Below are 16497 nucleotides of genomic sequence, written 5' to 3'. Positions count from 1 at the left end.
ATGGCGACTTAAATAACACCGTAGGCATTTTGCATGTGCGCAACACCACACGCTTCTTAGGCCAGCAAGGGTTTAATAAAGCCGCACTCATGCAGTCCGTGCGCAGCGCCTACTTTCTGCCCGAACGCACCCCATTGCCAGCTCAGCTTCTCGAGTTTCAGAAACTTCGGCGGCGCTTAGGCATCGTCGTCGATGAGTATGGGGATGTGCAGGGGCTCGTCACGCTTGAGGCGATATTAGAAGAGCTCGTTGGCGAGTTCACTACCACCACAGCCGATCGCCATACAGAAATGCATGCAACCAGTGACGGTGCACGCTTAATCGATGGCGCCGCGAGCTTGCGGGCAATTAATCGCACCTTGGGCTGGTCATTGCCCGTGGAGGGACCGCGTACGCTTAACGGCCTCTTACTTGATCGCCTAGAGGCTATTCCCGATGCGCCTGTGTGCTTGCGTATTGCGGATTACTTTATTGAAGTGCACGAATTGCGCGGCCATTTGATTCGCCGCGCAAGCATTTGGCAGGCAGCGAGCTAAGCCCGGCCTACCGCCACACTCATGCTCTGCAATTTTAGCGTCACAACACCACATTAATTTTTGCAATGACAGCGCGCGCCTTCGCACGCGCAGCCTCAACACTATCATCTTGCGCTAATGCCACGCCCAATCGACGCTGCCCCACTACTTCCGGTTTAGCAAATAATCGGAAGTCTGTATCGGGCTCGGCTAATGCCTCAGCAACGCCATCAAAGCGCATTTGCCGCGAATTGCCATTAACCAACAAAACACATGATGCCGTTGGCCTAGGCTGTCGAATAACAGGAATTGGCAAGCCCAAAATTGCCCGCGCATGCAGGCTGAACTCCGATAGGTTTTGCGACATCAGCGTGACTAAGCCTGTGTCATGTGGCCGTGGCGAGACTTCGCTAAACCATACATTGTCGCCCTTGACAAAAAACTCCATGCCAAACACACCCCAGCCGCCAAGATCATTCGCAACTGCCTCAGCAATGCGCTCAGCCTCGGCCAGCGCTTTTGCCGACATCGCTTGCGGCTGCCACGACTCGCGATAATCTCCTGACTCTTGCAAATGCCCAATGGGCGCACAAAATGAGGTGCCGCCAGCATGGCGCACGGTGAGCAAAGTGATCTCATAATCAAAGTCGATAAAACCTTCAACGATGACGCGCCCGGCACCGCTACGGCCACCCGATTGCGCATAATCCCAAGCGTGCTGTAAGTCCGCCTCTGTTTTTACTGTGCTTTGGCCCTTGCCGGAAGACGACATAATTGGCTTCACCACACAGGGCATACCAACCTGCGTGACAGCCACACAGAAGTCTACGTAGTTATCAACAAAGACATACGGAGACGTCGCTAAACCTAAGGTTTCAGCCGCTAAACGACGAATGCCTTCGCGGTTCATGGTGAGCTGAGCCGCACGAGCGGTCGGCACCACGCACCAGCCTTCCTGCTCCAGCGCCACCAGCTCATCGGTCGCAATGGCTTCGATTTCAGGCACGATCAGTGCGGGTTTTTCTAGCTCAATAATGCGTCGCAGTGCAGCGCCATCGAGCATAGACACCACGTGTGAGCGATCAGCGACTTGCATGCCCGGCGCATTGGCGTAGCGATCAACAGCTATCACTTCACAGCCCAAACCTTTTAAAGCCATGATGACTTCACGGCCCAGCTCGCCCGCTCCCAACAACATGACACGAGTAGCGCTCGCGGAAAATGGTGTGCCCAGGCTAATGGGTTGGCGTGCAGACATCGAAAACTCCTAACAGGGCAAGGCCACTTAATCTTGTGGTTTTAGCTCATCGCGAAAACGGCGGGCATTTTCGACATAATGCTGGGCACTGAGCAACAACATTTGTCGCTGCGCCTCGGGCACCTCACGAATCACTCGGCCTGGCGAACCCACCACTAGCGAAAAATCGGGAATCTCTTTGCCCTCGCCAATCAAGGCATTGGCACCAATAACACAGCCCTTGCCTATTTTGGCGCCATTTAAAATCACCGCGCCGATGCCTACCAACGAGCCATCGCCAATAGTGCAGCCATGCAGCATGGCTTGGTGGCCAACAGTGACATTGCTACCGACTGTCAGCGGAAATCCATAATCGGTATGCAGCACGGCACCATCCTGAATATTGGAGTTTTCGCCGATGGTGATTTGGTCACAATCGCCGCGCAGCACCGCGTTAAACCAGACACTGCTGCGCTCACACAAGCGCACCGAACCAATCACTGTGGCGTTATCGGCCACCCAATGCTCACCATCGGCCTCAACACGGCGATCGCCTAACTGATACTTCATATTCGTCTCCTTAAGAGTGCTAAGACTTAGCTTTCGCTGCGCTTTGGCACCAATACGCCGGGCAAAACCGGTGGCCACGGGTAGTCAATATGATGGCCAAAGCCTTCCCGCATAAACTCCACCAGCATATAGGCCGTTAAGCCCCAAATGATGTAGCCATCAAAACGAAAGCACGGCACCACGAGGTCAAGGCCGCGAAAATTAATGCGGTGAGTGCGCTCGGCCTTGATGTCGAAAAAGTACTGTAATGGCACGCGAAACACGCTATCGATCTCTTCTGGATTACCGTGTAGCTCAGGCGCATCGTGAATCACGCCAATGATTGGCATCACCAAAATACCGCTTTTGGCGCGCGCTGGCTTCAATGCCCCGATAACTTCAACTTTCGACTGCGGCAGCGCCACTTCCTCTTCGCTTTCACGCAAAGCAGTGACAACCAAATGCAGGTCATCGGCATCGCGTTTACCACCGGGAAATGCCACCTCGCCTGCATGCGAGTTCATGTGCAGGGCGCGCTGGGTTAGCAAAATAGTGGGCTCAGGCTCATTACTCAGGCCAATCAGCACCGCCGCATCGGCACGCACGGTGTTATCAAACGGTGAGAGATTTTGCTTAAGCGTTTCAATGCGTGAGTGCGTAGTCATGGCTGAATCATACACACCCTCAGGTATACTGGAACGCGTTTACGGGAGCTTTCGTTATGAAATTTTGCAGCAATTGTGGCAGCCAGGTAACACAGCGCATTCCCGAAGGCGATTCGCGACCGCGCTATATCTGCGACGACTGCAATATCGTGCATTATCAAAACCCTAATATCATCGCTGGCTGTTTGCCGGTCTGGGGCGATAAAGTGTTGCTATGCCGCCGCGCCATCGAGCCACGCTACGGCTTTTGGACGCTACCCGCCGGCTTTATGGAAAATGGTGAAACCGTTGCTGAAGGCGCCGCCCGCGAAACCTGGGAAGAGGCCGAAGCTGATGTGCGTGAACTCACGCTCTACACCGTGTTCAACATTCCCTACATCAACCAAGTTTATATGTTGCACCGCGCGCATTTGGTCGATGGCAAGTTTGGCATTGGTGTCGAATCGCTAGAGTGCCAACTCTTCGATGAAGCCGATATTCCATGGGATGAATTGGCATTTCCATCGGTCAAACGCACCCTGCGTTATTATTTCGAAGACCGCCAGCGTGGCGAATTTCCATTACACATCGATGATTTGAGACCGCCAGTCAAAAGCTGAGACCCCTACTCATCGCAATAGTCTCTCGTTAAAACAATGCGCTGCGCGCCTAGGTCGAAAATGACAGACCAATCGGTCATCTAAGTCAACACGACCGCGACTTTTCTGTGCATGATCGGAGCTGACCCCGTGGCCACTCGTCACGCTCATGCACACAGGAGCTCGTATGAACGCCGGAGATATCCAAGGCCTTGGCATTTCTGCCCTCAGCCGTTTCGCCCAATCGCAACTCGCCGACACCCTAAAGCTGCGCAAACCTGTTGAAAAACTACTGTATCGCGGCAGCAAAGCTGGCTTCCAACTCGTCAGTGCCAGCGCGCGCCTATTCAAACCTAGTGCAGGCAAAGGCAAGCAGCGCCTAAGCCATACCAGCAATAGTGGCCTCTTTGATCTTTCGCTCAGTGATGAGCAGCACATGATGCGCGACTCATTGCAGCGCTTTGCCACCGATACCATACGACCACAAGCCCACGATGCCGATGCCACCGCGCGCTGCCCCGAGGCACTACGTCTTCAGGCTCAAGAGCTTGGTCTTGCGCTCTATGCCGTGCCCGAAGCACTCGGCGGTGTTGCCTCTGAGTCCACCGTAGTCACGCAACTGTTAGCGGCTGAAGATTTAGCGCATGGCGACTTTTCTTTGGCGGCTGCACTACTTGCGCCAATGTCCGTTGCCAATGCCTTAACGCGATGGGGCAGCGATAGTCAGCAAGCGACTTATCTGCCCGCATTTGCTGAAGACACGCCACCGCTTGCGACCATTGCAGTGAGTGAGCCCACGGTCTTATTTGACCCATCGCGCCTAAGCACCAAAGCTCGTCGCGATAAGTCTGGCTTTGTGCTCAATGGTGAAAAATCTTTAGTCATTGGCGGCGCTAGTGCCGAGCTTTTGCTCATTGCCGCCGAACTCGATGGCCAGCCGCAAGTGTTCATCGTGCCCGCCGGCACCGAAGGTTTGCGCTTCCAAGAAGACCCTGCGATGGGCATGAAGGCGGCAGAAACCGTGAAGCTGCAACTCGATAATGTGATGCTGCCAGTCGAGGCTTTACTAGGTGAAGGCGAGCTGGACTATCAAGCCTTTATCGACTTTGGTTATTTGGCTTGGTGCGCTTTGGCTACTGGTACGGCGCAGGCCGTGCTCGATTATGTCGTGCCATATGTGAATGAACGCGAAGCCTTTGGTGAGCCGATTTCGCATCGCCAAGGTGTGGCCTTTATGGTCGCGGACATGGCCATCGAAGTCGAAGCTATGCGCATCATGACCTGGCGTGCTGGCTCGCTCGCCGAAGCTGGCAAACCCTTCCATCGCGAAATCTATTTGGCGCGTTTGTTGTGCGCAGAAAAAGCCATGCAAATCGGCACCAATGGCGTGCAGCTACTCGGTGGCCACGGCTTCACCAAAGAGCATCCAGTCGAGCGTTGGTATCGCGATTTACGCGCCGTAGCGATTGCTCACGGCGGCTTGCATTTATAAACCAGACTTTTTTGACGTCGTTTTTATACCGGCCTAAACCACCGTTTTCACCAGCGGCTATTTTAGAAGCAACTATTTGCGCGCATTGAGCCACTCACACGCTCACGCGCTGGAGCAGCATCATGAACTTAGACACACCGAAAAAATTTGCCATGCTCATCGAGCAAGCCAAGCAAGTCGCGGACAATTTCTATCGTCCCATCTCACGCAAATATGACCGTGCTGAACATGCCTATCCGAAAGAATTAGACATGCTCGCCTCCTTACTCGACGGCATGAACGAGGGCTCAGATGAAGCCGCTGGTGCCACCAGTGCTAGTAAGCGCCCAAGTACCGATGGCAATACTGGCATTCGTAATGGTGGCAATTTATCTGTCGCGCTCGGCACCATGGAGCTGTGCCGTGGTGATACCGGCCTGCTGCTGTCGATTCCACGCCAAGGTTTGGGCAATGCCGCTATTGCAGCAGTTGCCAACGACGAACAGCTCGCACGCTTTAAGGGCAAATGGGCCGCGATGGCCATCACCGAGCCCAGCTGCGGCTCCGACTCCGCCGCTATTCGCACCACCGCGGTAAAAGATGGCGATGATTACATTCTTAATGGTGAGAAAATCTACGTCACCGCAGGTGCCCGCGCCGAGTGCGTCGTAGTCTGGGCCACTCTGGATAAATCGCTAGGCAAGGCCGCGATTAAATCCTTCGTTGTCGAGCACGGCACACCAGGCATGGAAGTCACTCGCCTCGAACACAAGCTCGGCATCAAAGCCTCCGATACCGCGGCGATCAACTTCACCGACTGCCGCGTGCCTGCCGCCAACTTACTCGGCACGCCAGAAATTGATCTGAAAAAAGGCTTCGCCGGCGTCATGGAAACCTTCGATAACACCCGCCCCTTGGTTGCGGCCATGGCTGTTGGTGTCGCCGCAGCTTCCATTGAGCGCATGAAAGAATTACTCGCCGACCACATCGATCCCAACTACGGCACACCACCGCTCAACTCATCGCACGCTGAAGCCACGCTGTATCGCTTAGAAGCAGAATGGGAGGCCGCACGCCTACTCACGTTAAAAGCCGCATGGATGGCAGATAACAAGCAGCCGAACTCTAAAGATGCCTCTATCTGCAAAGCCAAAGCCGGACGAGTGGCTAACGAGGTCACACTGAAGTGTGTCGAGCTCGCCGCCTCGCTCGGTTATGGCGAAGATGAGCTGCTAGAGAAGTGGTCGCGCGACTCTAAAATCCTCGACATTTTCGAAGGCACGCAGCAAATTCAGCAGCTGATTATTGCCCGCCGCGTGCTCGGCAAAAGCTCAGCTCAACTGAAGTAAGGCTTGCGACAGGGATGCCCAGAGGCCAAACTCTGGGCATCCATTCGTAACCTAGGAGCGCCATCCATGAAAGGCGATAAGCAAGTCATTGCTCATTTGAACAAAACCCTGGCCAATGAGCTGGTGGCGATTAATCAGTACTTTTTGCATTCGCGGATGTATGACGACTGGGGCCTGAAAAAGCTTGGCGCTCACGAATATCACGAATCCATCGACGAAATGAAACATGCCGACTTGCTGATCAAGCGCATTCTATTTTTGGAAGGCCTTCCTAACCTGCAAGATCTTGGCAAATTGATGATTGGTGAAAATACCGAAGAGATGCTGAAATCAGATTTGGCTTTGGAAAACAAAGCCATTCCTGATTTGCGTGAGGCGATTGCCTACTGCGAGAGTGTTAGTGATTACGGTAGTCGCGATTTATTTCAGCATATTTTGGATGCTGAGGAAGAGCATGTGGATTGGCTGGAAACGCAGCTAGGCTTGATTGAGAAGGTGGGGATTCAGAATTATTTGCAGACTCAGATGGAAGGCGCTGATAGCTGAGGCTTTTGGCGTTTATCTGAGAACAGCATGAGGGGTGGATGAGGACTGCGCTACGGTTTCGCCTATTCGCGCCGACCTCATCCACCCCTCATGCTTTCGGAGCTCGCGCAGGCTCTTCTGAAGCAAATATTTTCTTGGGCCGCCAAGCCTGCCTGATAAGAAATAGGCTAGCTTGTTTCGCGGCAGCGCTAGGTCGGCGCTATGCATTTCTCGGATGACACTCCCCCTCTACCTCATGTTTACCCATAACGCATGCACAGAGCCGGGAAGAACAAAAAGTAAGCACAAAATGATGTTTAGTATCAGATGCTTGCCTACACCTTCTTTTATAAATACGGCTACTGGCGGTAAGAAAATCGACAGTAAAATCATGATCAGTTTGCTCATGTGAAGCTCCAAGCTTGGTGGTGATGTCGCACTTTAGTGTATTTTTGAACTTGATTTCATTCAAAGTAAAAAGTTAGTTAGCACTCTGCATGATTCAGTTTATGCCTAACTTGCTCATTCGATAGGCCTTGGATCTCGACAACCTTATGCTGAGATGTCTTGCCTGAAACAACGCTAACGCTTTTTTCAGGTAGACCAAGGCTAGTTGCTAGCACAAGCACCACTGCCGCATTCGCCTTCCCTTTCTCGGGCTGAGCAGCCACACGAATTTTCAGCGCATCACCCAACCATCCAGATATTTCAGACTTCGAGGCGCCTGGAACTACTTTCACGCTAAGCCTAACTAGCACATTTTCTTTATATGTCATGCAGCAATCGCTTCTCATTAAATTAAAAATCAAAATAAATAGTCACGCCATAATGCTTAAGCTCTCGCACCATAGCGGAGCAAGCAGGCCATCAACAATCCTAAGTTGGTGCGAAATTTATTAAAAAACAGGCTATTTCCCATTTTTTTTGTGGCACAGCTCTTGCTCTTACAAACATATCGTTTGGTTCTTCATGCTCAATACCCAAGCATAGCAGAGAGCATTTTCTTGAAGAAAAATCAGGGAAAAGTGAGTAAATCTTAGGCATTTATAAAACGCACGAGTGATACCAAATGGCTAGCCCTTTACCTTTAAAAGAGAAATCTTATGTCCTACTTAGCACCCTCTGAGTTTGTTACAAAAATGGTCGACTCTGGAGAATCAAAAGTCTTCATGTCTACTCGTGACACCTTAATTCGTGCCTATATGGCTGGTGCAATCTTAGCTTTAGCTGCTGTTTTTGCGATTACTATTGCCGTTCAAACTGGTTCATTTCTGCTTGGCGCAATTTTATTCCCCGTCGGTTTTTGCATGCTCTATTTAATGGGGTTTGACTTGTTAACTGGCGTCTTCGTGCTGGCACCGTTGGCCTTACTTGATAAACGCCCTGGTGTTACAGTTTCCGGCGTACTAAGAAACTGGGGCTTAGTTTTCTTAGGAAACTTTGCTGGCGCCTTAACCGTTGCAGCCATGATGGCTTTTGTTTTCACCTACGGCTTCAATACTGATGCAGGCGCCGTTGGCACGAAAGTAGCTAGTATCGGTGAAGCACGTACATTAGGTTATGCTCAATATGGAGTAGATGGCTGGCTGACTATTTTTATTCGTGGCATGCTTTGCAACTGGATGGTATCTCTAGGCGTTGTTGGGGCGATGATATCAACATCAGTTAGCGGAAAAGTTATTGCCATGTGGATGCCAATATTCCTATTTTTCTTTATGGGATTTGAGCACTCTGTAGTTAATATGTTTTTGTTTCCATTCGGCTTAATCATGGGTGGAGACTTCTCTATTGCAGACTATTTAATATGGAATGAAATCCCTACCGCTTTGGGCAACTTAGTTGGCGGCCTTGCTTTTACTGGCCTCACTTTATATTCAACGCATGTTAGAACTGCACCTAAGCGCAATGCATAATAATGAATAACCTGAAAGTTAGTATTGGGCAGCACTCTGACAAAGGCCGAAAGTTAGAGAACCAAGACTTTCATGGTATTCATATTCCTGAAGATTCTTTACGTGGAATCAAAGGTATTGCTGTTGCAATGGCTGATGGCATTAGTAGTAGTGCCGTCAGCCATATAGCTAGTCAAACCGCGATACAAAGCTTTTTGCAAGACTATTACTGCACGTCTGAGGCTTGGTCCGTTAAAGGCTCGGCTGAACGCGTTCTATCTGCCACAAACTCATGGCTTTATTCACAAACTATGAGTAGCCCACATCGCTATGACAAAGATAAGGGCTATGTCTGTACATTTAGCGCACTAATTATAAAAGGTCACTCTGCGCATATTCTCCATATTGGCGATACAAGAATATATCGCTTTAATAGTAATGGCCTAGAGCAACTCACTAATGATCATCGTCTATGGGCTACGCAAGATAAAAGCTACCTAAGTCGCGCACTAGGCATTGAGTCAAAATGCAACTCTGACTATCAATTACTAAGCGTTAACGCAGGCGATATTTTTATTATTACCACTGACGGAGTTTATGAGTTCGTTAGTGCGCAAGATATAGTTTCAACACTAGAGCAGCACCACGACAACCTAAATGCTGCTGCACAAGCCATCACTACTCTAGCGTATGAACAAGGTAGCGATGACAATCTTAGCATTCAAATTGTGCGAATCGATAATCTGCCAGAGCAGGCAGTAAATCACGTTAAGCAACAAATAGAGCAGCTACCATTCCCACCCGAACTCAGAGGGCGGATGGTGTTTGATGGCTACACTATTCTTCGAGAAATTCATGCCAACTCCAGAAGCCATGTCTACTTAGCACAAGATAACGCATCAAAAAAGCAGGTAGTTTTAAAAACTCCCTCAGTTGACCTAGGCGGAAATGAAGACTATTTAGAGCACTTCTTGATGGAGGAGTGGGTTGCTAGGCGCATTAATAATACCCACGTCATGAAAGCAGAATTGCCAGACAGACCGCGCAATTATATTTATACCGTATTCGAATTCATCAAAGGCAAAACTCTAGCTCAGTGGGCAATAGACAACCCAAAAGCCGATATCGAAGCCGTCCGCAGTATTGTGGAGCAAATTACCAAAGGGCTATATGCTTTTCATCGCATGGAGATGCTGCATCAGGACTTACGACCTGAAAATATTATGATCGATACAGATGGTGTCATTAAAATAATCGACTTCGGCGCTGTTAGCATCGCTGGGCTACAAGAAACAACGATAGAGCAGCCAGCCACCTACTTACAAGGCACAGCTCTTTACAGTGCGCCGGAGTATTTTTTGGGCGAATATGGCACAACACGATCAGAATTATTCTCTCTAGGAGTAATTACCTACTATCTTTTATCTGGACGCTATCCTTATGACACTAATGTCGCAAAAACTAAGACTTTATCCGCCCAAAAGAAGCTTTGGTATCGTAGCGTGCTTGAAGAGGACCGAGAAATCCCTAAATGGGTAGATTATGCTATTCAAAAAGCGGTTCATCCATTACCAAGCCAGCGTTACGAGGAAATATTTGAGTTTACTCATGACTTGCGCCAGCCAAGTAAGCAGTTTTTAAACAAAATACGCCCTCCACTGATTGAGCGAAATCCAGTAGCAGTATGGCAAGCAATATCATCAATACTACTTATGATTATTTTATATTTACTTAGCCTAGGACAGTAAATAAAAATATATTATCGCCAGGCCACAAAGGCTAACCATGATATATATTCGCTAGGAGCTTACTAAGCTTATCTTCAAAAAAGTAGTAAAAAAGCTAGTTAACGCCCAGCATGATTCAGTTTATGCCTAACTTGTTCATTCGATAGGTCTTGGATTTCGATAACCTTATGCGGAGGCGTCTTGCCTTAAACAGCGCTAACGTTAAGACGAGCAAGCGAGCTGTCAGCGCTACTCATCCTCTACAACTACCGCTATTTTTAGCGCATGAGCATCTTCGCCCAAATTAAATTTATTGCCAAAATAGAGTGTGGCATCGCCTTTTTGATGGGCAACTAGTCTACAAACGGTGCCGCCAAATAAGACTCCAGGCTCACGGAATGGGATGAAGCTTCTGGTATTTTCGCACTCAATACTGGCTATCTCTGGCGCGGCACTGATCATCCAAGGGTAGTAACCCCACCAACCCGGAAAGCCATTGCCAATTGCTAAAACCTCAGCGGCTTCACCGACCTTTATTTGCAAGGATGGTTCTACGTCAGGATTTTTCAGCAACGATTTATAACTTAGCCTTACTCCAGCGCAGCCTTGAAGAAGCACCGCCAGCAGAGCTAGGCATACTATTTTATTGCAGTATATTTTCATGTTCTTCGCAGCAGTCCTCTGGCAGTACGTGAGCTCTTAGCACAAGAGCCCCCATTGAGAAAAGTCGTCAGCAATAGAGCCCCTCGCTACGGCTTCGCCTATTCGCGAGAGGCTCTATTGCTGACGACTCAGGCGCTGGTGGAGATAGTGGCGGTGCGAATAGGCGAAGCCGTAGCACAGCCACTATCTCCACCAGCGCCAACTAGCTCAAGCTTCAAGCTGCTTCCGCTTCCGATACTCGATCGGAGTTTCCTGAGTCCAGCGCTTAAACGCCCGATAAAACGTGCTCGGCTCGGCAAATCCCGTCAAATACACAATCTGCTCAATACTCTCATCGGTGCGAGCCAATAAACGCCGCGCCAACCGTGAACGATAGTCTGCCAGCACATGATTAAAGCTTGTGCCCGCCTCCTCCAGCTCAGTCCGCAAACGCCGCGCCGGCATGCCGATGCGCTGCGCCACCGCCTCTAACGTGGTATCACCTGACTCTAGCATCTCACCAATTGCTCGCTTCACTGCTTCAACTAAATCCAAACGCTCAAGCTCAGCGAGCTTCTCGTTAGCCATTTTTTCATGCAGGCGCAACAAGCTTGGCTCGGCATGCCAAACCTGGTGGTCAAGCACTCGCATATCAAAATAGATCCGATTTTCGCTGCAGCCTAGCGTTACTGGGCAGCCATAAACGCGTTCGTATTCGGCCGGAGATGCGCCTTCAACATGCGTGAAGTGCACGGCGAGTGGCTGAAAGTGACCATCGGTAAGCGAGCCAAAAAAGCGGATCACACCCATCACTAGTGCTTCGGCAAAATGACGCATGCCGGTGGCATCGGCAATGTCGGCGAGATAGCAGTGATTACCATCGATTACTAAGCGCGAGGTAATGGCATCGCTCAATAAGCGCTGATACGCCAAGGCGCGGTGCAGACCTTCGCCAAAAGTGGGGCTGGATGAAATGAGGTATTCGAGCACCTGGCCGCGATAGACCGGTAGATGCTCGCCTAAGTGCAGGCCGATATGAGGGTCGCCGGAGATGTCTTCGAGTGCGCGCCAAAACATGGCTTGACCGGCAAATGGCGTGCGCTCGGGCGACTCAACATCAAGCCAGTTAGGTGACACTTTGGCTTGTAGCAAGATAGCTTCGACCGGCAATCCAGCCTTGAGCATGGCCTGATAGGCCAGTCGCAGCAAAATCGGCGCGTCCGTTCGCTCAGTCATCAGCAAGTCTCAATTATCGTCGGCGCAAGGGGTCTCATCATGAGCCCGAGTCTACTCGCATTTTGCCGCGGCGCAGACAAAGCCTACGCCGCGAGTAGGCCTTATCCGATAAAGCGACGAGCATTGCGGAACATGCGCATCCACGGGCCGTCTTCTTGCCATTCTTGCGGATGCCAGCTGTGTTGCACGGCACGGAATACGCGCTCGGGATGCGGCATCATGATGGTGGCGCGGCCATCGCGACTGGTCACGCCGGCAATGCCGTGTGGCGAGCCATTGGGATTGAGCGGGTACTGCTGCGTGCGGCGGCCATAACCATCGACCCAGCCGAGAGCAACCAAGCCTTGTTCGCCCAGAGCCGCCAACGTGCTAGCGTCGTGATGCGCGCGGCCTTCGCCATGAGCCACGGCGATGGGCATAGTGGAGCCGGCCATTCCCGCTAAAAATAACGAAGGCGATTCCGGCACTTCAACCAAGCAAGTTCGCGCCTCAAAGACTTCGCTGCGGTTGCGGGCAAAGGTTGGCCACATATCCGCGCCTGGAATGAGCGCCTTCAGTTGCGAGAGCATTTGGCAGCCATTGCACACGCCTAAGCTAAAGGTGTCTGGGCGAGCAAAGAAGGCCGCGAATTCATCACGCACATGTTCGGTGAAGAGGATGGATTTAGCCCAGCCACCGCCAGCGCCGAGCACGTCGCCATAAGAGAAGCCACCGCAAGCGACAAGGCCAACGAAGTCCTTCAATGACACACGACGGCTGATGAGATCGCTCATGTGCACATCGATCGCGGTAAAACCGGCGCGATGGAATGCTGCAGCCATCTCGGTTTGGCCATTGACGCCCTGCTCACGCAAGATCGCCACGCGTGGACGAATGCCGCTAGCAATAAACGGTGCGGCGATGTCGTCATTGATATCGAAACTAAGTTTGGCAAATAAGCCGGGGGCTGGCTCGGCCAAGGCCTTGAATTCCTCTTCGGCGCAGTCGGCGTTATCGCGCAGCGCTTGCATGCGATAGCTGGTCTCGGCCCACAACTGTTGAGCACGCGAGCGCGGCAGGCTTAAGCGAGCCTTGCCTTTCAGGCTGATGTTCAATTCTTCACGGCTATTAAGGCCGCCAAGCACGTGCACATGACCGGCAACTAGCGTATTGGCAAAAGCAGCTTTCACCGCCTCAGCATCGCTGGCACGGACTTGCAGCACAGCACCTAATTCTTCGCTAAATAGTGCGGCTAAGATATCAGCCTCGCTATCACTGTCGGCTATCGCGTCGAGGGCGACGTTGACGCCAACACGGCCGGCGAAGGCCATTTCCGCCAAAGTGGCCCAGAGGCCGCCATCGCTGCGATCGTGATAGGCCAGCAAACGGCCATCGGCATTGAGCGTTTGGATGCCATCGAAGAAGGCTTGTAAGAGCATGGGGTCATCGACATCGGCAGGCGTCGTGCCGACTTGGCTATAAACCTGCGCCAAGGCGGAGCCGCCGAGGCGGTTATGGCCACGACCAAGATCGATCAGCACTAGCACTGTATCGTCGATATCGCGGCGTAATTCAGGGGTGAGTGTGGCGCGAATATCAGTCACAGGAGCGAAGCCGGTGACCACTAATGACAGCGGCGAGGTCACTGATTTTGATTCATCGCCATCCTGCCAAACTGTGCGCATAGACATCGAGTCTTTGCCCACCGGAATGGTTAAGCTCAGCGCTGGGCATAACTCCATGCCCACTGCGTAGACGGCGTCATAGAGGTTTTCATCTTCTTTGCCAGCGCCAGCGGCGGCCATCCAGTTCGCCGACAGTTTAATGTCGGAGAGCTTGGCAATGCGCGATGCCGCCATATTGGTGATGGTCTCACCAACGGCCAAGCGTGCAGAGGCAGCGGCGTTGAGTATGGCCACGGGCGTGCGTTCACCCATCGCCATGGCCTCGCCGGTGTAGCCATTGAAACCAGTCGCGGTTACTGCGACATCAGCTACCGGCACTTGCCATGGGCCGACCATTTGCTCGCGCGCCACTAAGCCAGTAATTGAGCGGTCGCCAATGGTGATCAGGAATTGCTTTGAGGCTACCGAAGGCAGCTGCAAAACTCGTTCGGCGGCGTCTAGCGCAGTGACATCACGCAAGTTGAGCGCGGTTTGTGTGAGCAGTTGGCGCTGAAAGCTGCGCTGCATTTTTGGTGTTTTGCCGAGCAACACCGACATCGGCATATCGACTGGGGCATTACCAAAATGCGCATCTTCCACACGCAAATGTCGCACTTCTTTTGCCTCACCCAAGACCGCAAACAAGGCTCGCTCGCGCTCACAAAGCTCAGTAAATAGCTGCAAGCTGCTTGGGCGAATAGCCAAAACATAGCGCTCTTGCGCTTCGTTGCACCAAATTTCAACTGGTGCCATGCCGCGCTCTAAGCTCGGGATAGCACGTAAATTCAAGGTTGCGCCAAGCTCGTGATCATTGACCAATTCGGGCATGGCGTTGGACAAGCCACCGGCGCCAACATCGTGAACTGAAACAATAGGGTTGGCTGCACCCAAACTCCAGCAGGCATCAATGACTTCTTGCGCCCGACGCTCCATTTCAGGGTTTTCGCGCTGCACTGAGGCGAAGTCTAGGTTCTCTGCGCTGGCGCCACTGGCCATCGACGAAGCTGCACCACCACCTAGGCCGATGAGCAATGCTGGGCCGCCGAGCACAATCAATAGGTCGCCGGGCTCAATCGGATTTTTCTGCACATGATCATCGCGAATATTGCCGTAGCCGCCAGCGATCATGATGGGCTTGTGATAGCCCATGACTTCGGAGCCATGAACACCGTTGACGCGCAGCTCGAAGGAACGAAAATAACCGCACAGGGCTGGGCGACCAAATTCGTTATTAAATGCCGCACCGCCAAGTGGGCCTTGCAGCATGATGTCGCGCGCAGTGACGATGCGATCGGGCTTGCCATATGGTGTTTCCCATGGCTGCACAAAGCCGGGGATATTCAAGTTCGATACCGTAAAGCCAGTGAGTCCCGCCTTGGGTTTGCCACCGCGACCGGTCGCACCTTCATCACGGATTTCACCACCAGAGCCTGTCGCTGCACCGGCAAATGGCGCAATCGCGGTCGGGTGGTTATGCGTTTCCACTTTCATCAAAATATGCACGGGCTCGTGATTAAAGCCGTAAGCGTGGCCGCCATTGAGGCGATAAAAACGATCGGCTTCGCTGCCGGCAATGACCGCGGCATTATCGTGATAGGCCGATAAAATGCCGACACTGTAATTGGCGTAGGTGTTTTTGATCATGCCAAATAGCGTGTGCGGCGTAGCCTTGCCGTCAATCACCCAGCTGGCATTGAAAATTTTGTGGCGGCAATGCTCGGAGTTGGCCTGAGCAAACATCATCAGCTCGATGTCGTGCGGGTTGCGGCCCAAGCGCGTGAAGTTGTCGACCAGATAATCCACTTCGTCATCGCTCAGCGCAAAGCCGTGGGTTTGGTTGGCCTCAGCTAAAGCTTCACGGCCACCACCTAAAACATCGATAGATTTCAGCTCACGCGGCGCTTCTTGGCGAAATAAAATGCTGGCGTCCGCAGGAGCATTAAGCACCGCTTCAGTCATGCGATCGTGAAGCAGCGCAGTGACTTGCTGCCAATCGGCAGCGCTCAAACTTTCAGCGCCAGCCACCCAATACTCAGTGGCGCGCTCGATGCGGCGCACGGCAGCCAAGCCGGTATTGTGGGCAATATCGGTAGCTTTCGATGACCATGGCGAAATAGTTCCTGGCCGTGGCACCACTACCGCCACTCGGCCCTGCTCGCTGACATCAAACTCATCGCCATAATGTAAGAGTGCTTGCAGCGACTCTGGAGCTTCGCTTAAGTCAGTGTCGACAATGTGCAGCCAACGTGCGGAGACCGCCTGAATGCTGGGCTGAAGCTCTCGCAAGGTGTCCAACAAACGTTGTTGACGGAAGGCGGTGAGCGCAGAAGCGCCGGGCAGAAGCAGCATAGTGGAGTCTCGCGTGCCAAAGAGGAAAAATCTGAGGTGCATAGTGTAGCAAAAACAGCTGCCGACGGACGGCTGATCGTCACATTAGCGCAGTCTGTATTCGCGGCCAGCGCCGAGAC

General features: G+C 52.1%; 15 protein-coding genes. 7 read left to right on the top strand and 8 right to left on the bottom strand.

What is annotated here, in order from left to right; all coding sequences use genetic code 11:
- On the top strand, window positions 1-536 hold a 536-nt coding region (locus AC3DKE_RS05220), incomplete at its 5' end, for a transporter associated domain-containing protein (protein WP_487990176.1).
- Window positions 537-576: 40 nt separating this feature from the next.
- On the opposite strand, the gene purT is transcribed toward AC3DKE_RS05220, so the two are convergent.
- From purT to AC3DKE_RS05205, 3 genes are read right to left on the bottom strand one after another with little or no spacing between them, the layout of a single operon-like run.
- The gene (purT, locus tag AC3DKE_RS05215) at window positions 577-1773 is read right to left on the bottom strand and encodes a formate-dependent phosphoribosylglycinamide formyltransferase (protein WP_340675335.1); all 1197 of its coding nucleotides are present in this window, start codon (window positions 1771-1773) and stop codon (window positions 577-579) included.
- A 27-nt stretch (window positions 1774-1800) separates the two neighbouring features.
- Window positions 1801-2322, bottom strand: coding sequence for a gamma carbonic anhydrase family protein (locus AC3DKE_RS05210; protein WP_340675334.1), 522 nt, complete (start codon window positions 2320-2322; stop codon window positions 1801-1803).
- 26 nt (window positions 2323-2348) lie between these two features.
- Window positions 2349-2966 (bottom strand): CoA pyrophosphatase, encoded by a 618-nt coding sequence (locus AC3DKE_RS05205; protein ID WP_340675333.1) that lies wholly within the window; start codon window positions 2964-2966, stop codon window positions 2349-2351.
- 56 nt (window positions 2967-3022) lie between these two features.
- Between AC3DKE_RS05205 and AC3DKE_RS05200 the strand changes: the two genes are divergently transcribed.
- From AC3DKE_RS05200 to bfr, 4 genes are all read left to right on the top strand, one after another.
- A complete protein-coding gene (locus AC3DKE_RS05200; protein ID WP_340675332.1) occupies window positions 3023-3565 on the top strand; it encodes an NUDIX hydrolase in 543 nt (180 codons plus the stop codon).
- Between the two features lie 166 nt (window positions 3566-3731).
- On the top strand, window positions 3732-5036 hold the full coding sequence (locus AC3DKE_RS05195; RefSeq protein WP_340675331.1) for an acyl-CoA dehydrogenase family protein: 1305 nt from the start codon (window positions 3732-3734) through the stop codon (window positions 5034-5036).
- 122 nt (window positions 5037-5158) lie between these two features.
- Window positions 5159-6364 (top strand): acyl-CoA dehydrogenase family protein, encoded by a 1206-nt coding sequence (locus AC3DKE_RS05190; protein ID WP_411729815.1) that lies wholly within the window; start codon window positions 5159-5161, stop codon window positions 6362-6364.
- Between the two features lie 66 nt (window positions 6365-6430).
- Window positions 6431-6910, top strand: coding sequence for a bacterioferritin (gene bfr / locus AC3DKE_RS05185; RefSeq protein WP_340675329.1), 480 nt, complete (start codon window positions 6431-6433; stop codon window positions 6908-6910).
- Window positions 6911-7138: 228 nt separating this feature from the next.
- On the opposite strand, the gene AC3DKE_RS05180 is transcribed toward bfr, so the two are convergent.
- A complete protein-coding gene (locus tag AC3DKE_RS05180) occupies window positions 7139-7282 on the bottom strand; it encodes a YqaE/Pmp3 family membrane protein (RefSeq protein WP_379072051.1) in 144 nt (47 codons plus the stop codon).
- A 92-nt stretch (window positions 7283-7374) separates the two neighbouring features.
- Window positions 7375-7665 carry a DUF167 domain-containing protein gene (locus AC3DKE_RS05175; protein ID WP_340675327.1) on the bottom strand — a complete coding sequence of 97 codons (291 nt, stop codon included), beginning with the start codon at window positions 7663-7665 and terminating at the stop codon, window positions 7375-7377.
- A gap of 327 nt (window positions 7666-7992) precedes the next feature.
- On the opposite strand from AC3DKE_RS05175, the gene AC3DKE_RS05170 reads away from it, so the two are divergent.
- Both AC3DKE_RS05170 and AC3DKE_RS05165 read left to right on the top strand, forming a co-directional pair.
- The gene (locus AC3DKE_RS05170) at window positions 7993-8802 is read left to right on the top strand and encodes a formate/nitrite transporter family protein (protein WP_340675326.1); all 810 of its coding nucleotides are present in this window, start codon (window positions 7993-7995) and stop codon (window positions 8800-8802) included.
- 2 nt (window positions 8803-8804) lie between these two features.
- A complete protein-coding gene (locus AC3DKE_RS05165; RefSeq protein ID WP_340675325.1) occupies window positions 8805-10529 on the top strand; it encodes a bifunctional protein-serine/threonine kinase/phosphatase in 1725 nt (574 codons plus the stop codon).
- A gap of 228 nt (window positions 10530-10757) precedes the next feature.
- On the opposite strand, the gene AC3DKE_RS05160 is transcribed toward AC3DKE_RS05165, so the two are convergent.
- The 3 genes from AC3DKE_RS05160 to purL form a co-directional block, all read right to left on the bottom strand.
- Window positions 10758-11051 (bottom strand): hypothetical protein, encoded by a 294-nt coding sequence (locus AC3DKE_RS05160; RefSeq protein ID WP_340675324.1) that lies wholly within the window; start codon window positions 11049-11051, stop codon window positions 10758-10760.
- Between the two features lie 327 nt (window positions 11052-11378).
- A complete protein-coding gene (locus AC3DKE_RS05155) occupies window positions 11379-12386 on the bottom strand; it encodes an AraC family transcriptional regulator (RefSeq protein ID WP_487990175.1) in 1008 nt (335 codons plus the stop codon).
- 101 nt (window positions 12387-12487) lie between these two features.
- Window positions 12488-16378, bottom strand: coding sequence for a phosphoribosylformylglycinamidine synthase (purL, locus tag AC3DKE_RS05150; RefSeq protein WP_487990174.1), 3891 nt, complete (start codon window positions 16376-16378; stop codon window positions 12488-12490).
- Window positions 16379-16497: the final 119 nt, after the last annotated feature.

The sequence above is a fragment of the Paraperlucidibaca sp. genome (assembly GCF_982810325.1).
The sequence above is the reverse complement of the archived record's forward strand: the minus strand, read 5'-3'. Positions and strand labels throughout refer to the sequence as shown.

Excerpts from the sequence above, each read along its gene's own strand:
- AC3DKE_RS05180 (WP_379072051.1), bottom strand. The coding sequence starts at position 7,282 with ATGATTTTACTGTCGATTTTCTTACCGCCAGTAGCCGTATTTATAAAA.
- AC3DKE_RS05165 (WP_340675325.1), top strand. The coding sequence starts at position 8,805 with ATGAATAACCTGAAAGTTAGTATTGGGCAGCACTCTGACAAAGGCCGA.
- AC3DKE_RS05210 (WP_340675334.1), bottom strand. The coding sequence starts at position 2,322 with ATGAAGTATCAGTTAGGCGATCGCCGTGTTGAGGCCGATGGTGAGCAT.
- AC3DKE_RS05190 (WP_411729815.1), top strand. The coding sequence starts at position 5,159 with ATGAACTTAGACACACCGAAAAAATTTGCCATGCTCATCGAGCAAGCC.
- AC3DKE_RS05200 (WP_340675332.1), top strand. The coding sequence starts at position 3,023 with ATGAAATTTTGCAGCAATTGTGGCAGCCAGGTAACACAGCGCATTCCC.
- AC3DKE_RS05205 (WP_340675333.1), bottom strand. The coding sequence starts at position 2,966 with ATGACTACGCACTCACGCATTGAAACGCTTAAGCAAAATCTCTCACCG.
- AC3DKE_RS05195 (WP_340675331.1), top strand. The coding sequence starts at position 3,732 with ATGAACGCCGGAGATATCCAAGGCCTTGGCATTTCTGCCCTCAGCCGT.
- bfr (WP_340675329.1), top strand. The coding sequence starts at position 6,431 with ATGAAAGGCGATAAGCAAGTCATTGCTCATTTGAACAAAACCCTGGCC.
- AC3DKE_RS05175 (WP_340675327.1), bottom strand. The coding sequence starts at position 7,665 with ATGACATATAAAGAAAATGTGCTAGTTAGGCTTAGCGTGAAAGTAGTT.
- AC3DKE_RS05170 (WP_340675326.1), top strand. The coding sequence starts at position 7,993 with ATGTCCTACTTAGCACCCTCTGAGTTTGTTACAAAAATGGTCGACTCT.
- purL (WP_487990174.1), bottom strand. The coding sequence starts at position 16,378 with ATGCTGCTTCTGCCCGGCGCTTCTGCGCTCACCGCCTTCCGTCAACAA.
- AC3DKE_RS05155 (WP_487990175.1), bottom strand. The coding sequence starts at position 12,386 with ATGACTGAGCGAACGGACGCGCCGATTTTGCTGCGACTGGCCTATCAG.
- purT (WP_340675335.1), bottom strand. The coding sequence starts at position 1,773 with ATGTCTGCACGCCAACCCATTAGCCTGGGCACACCATTTTCCGCGAGC.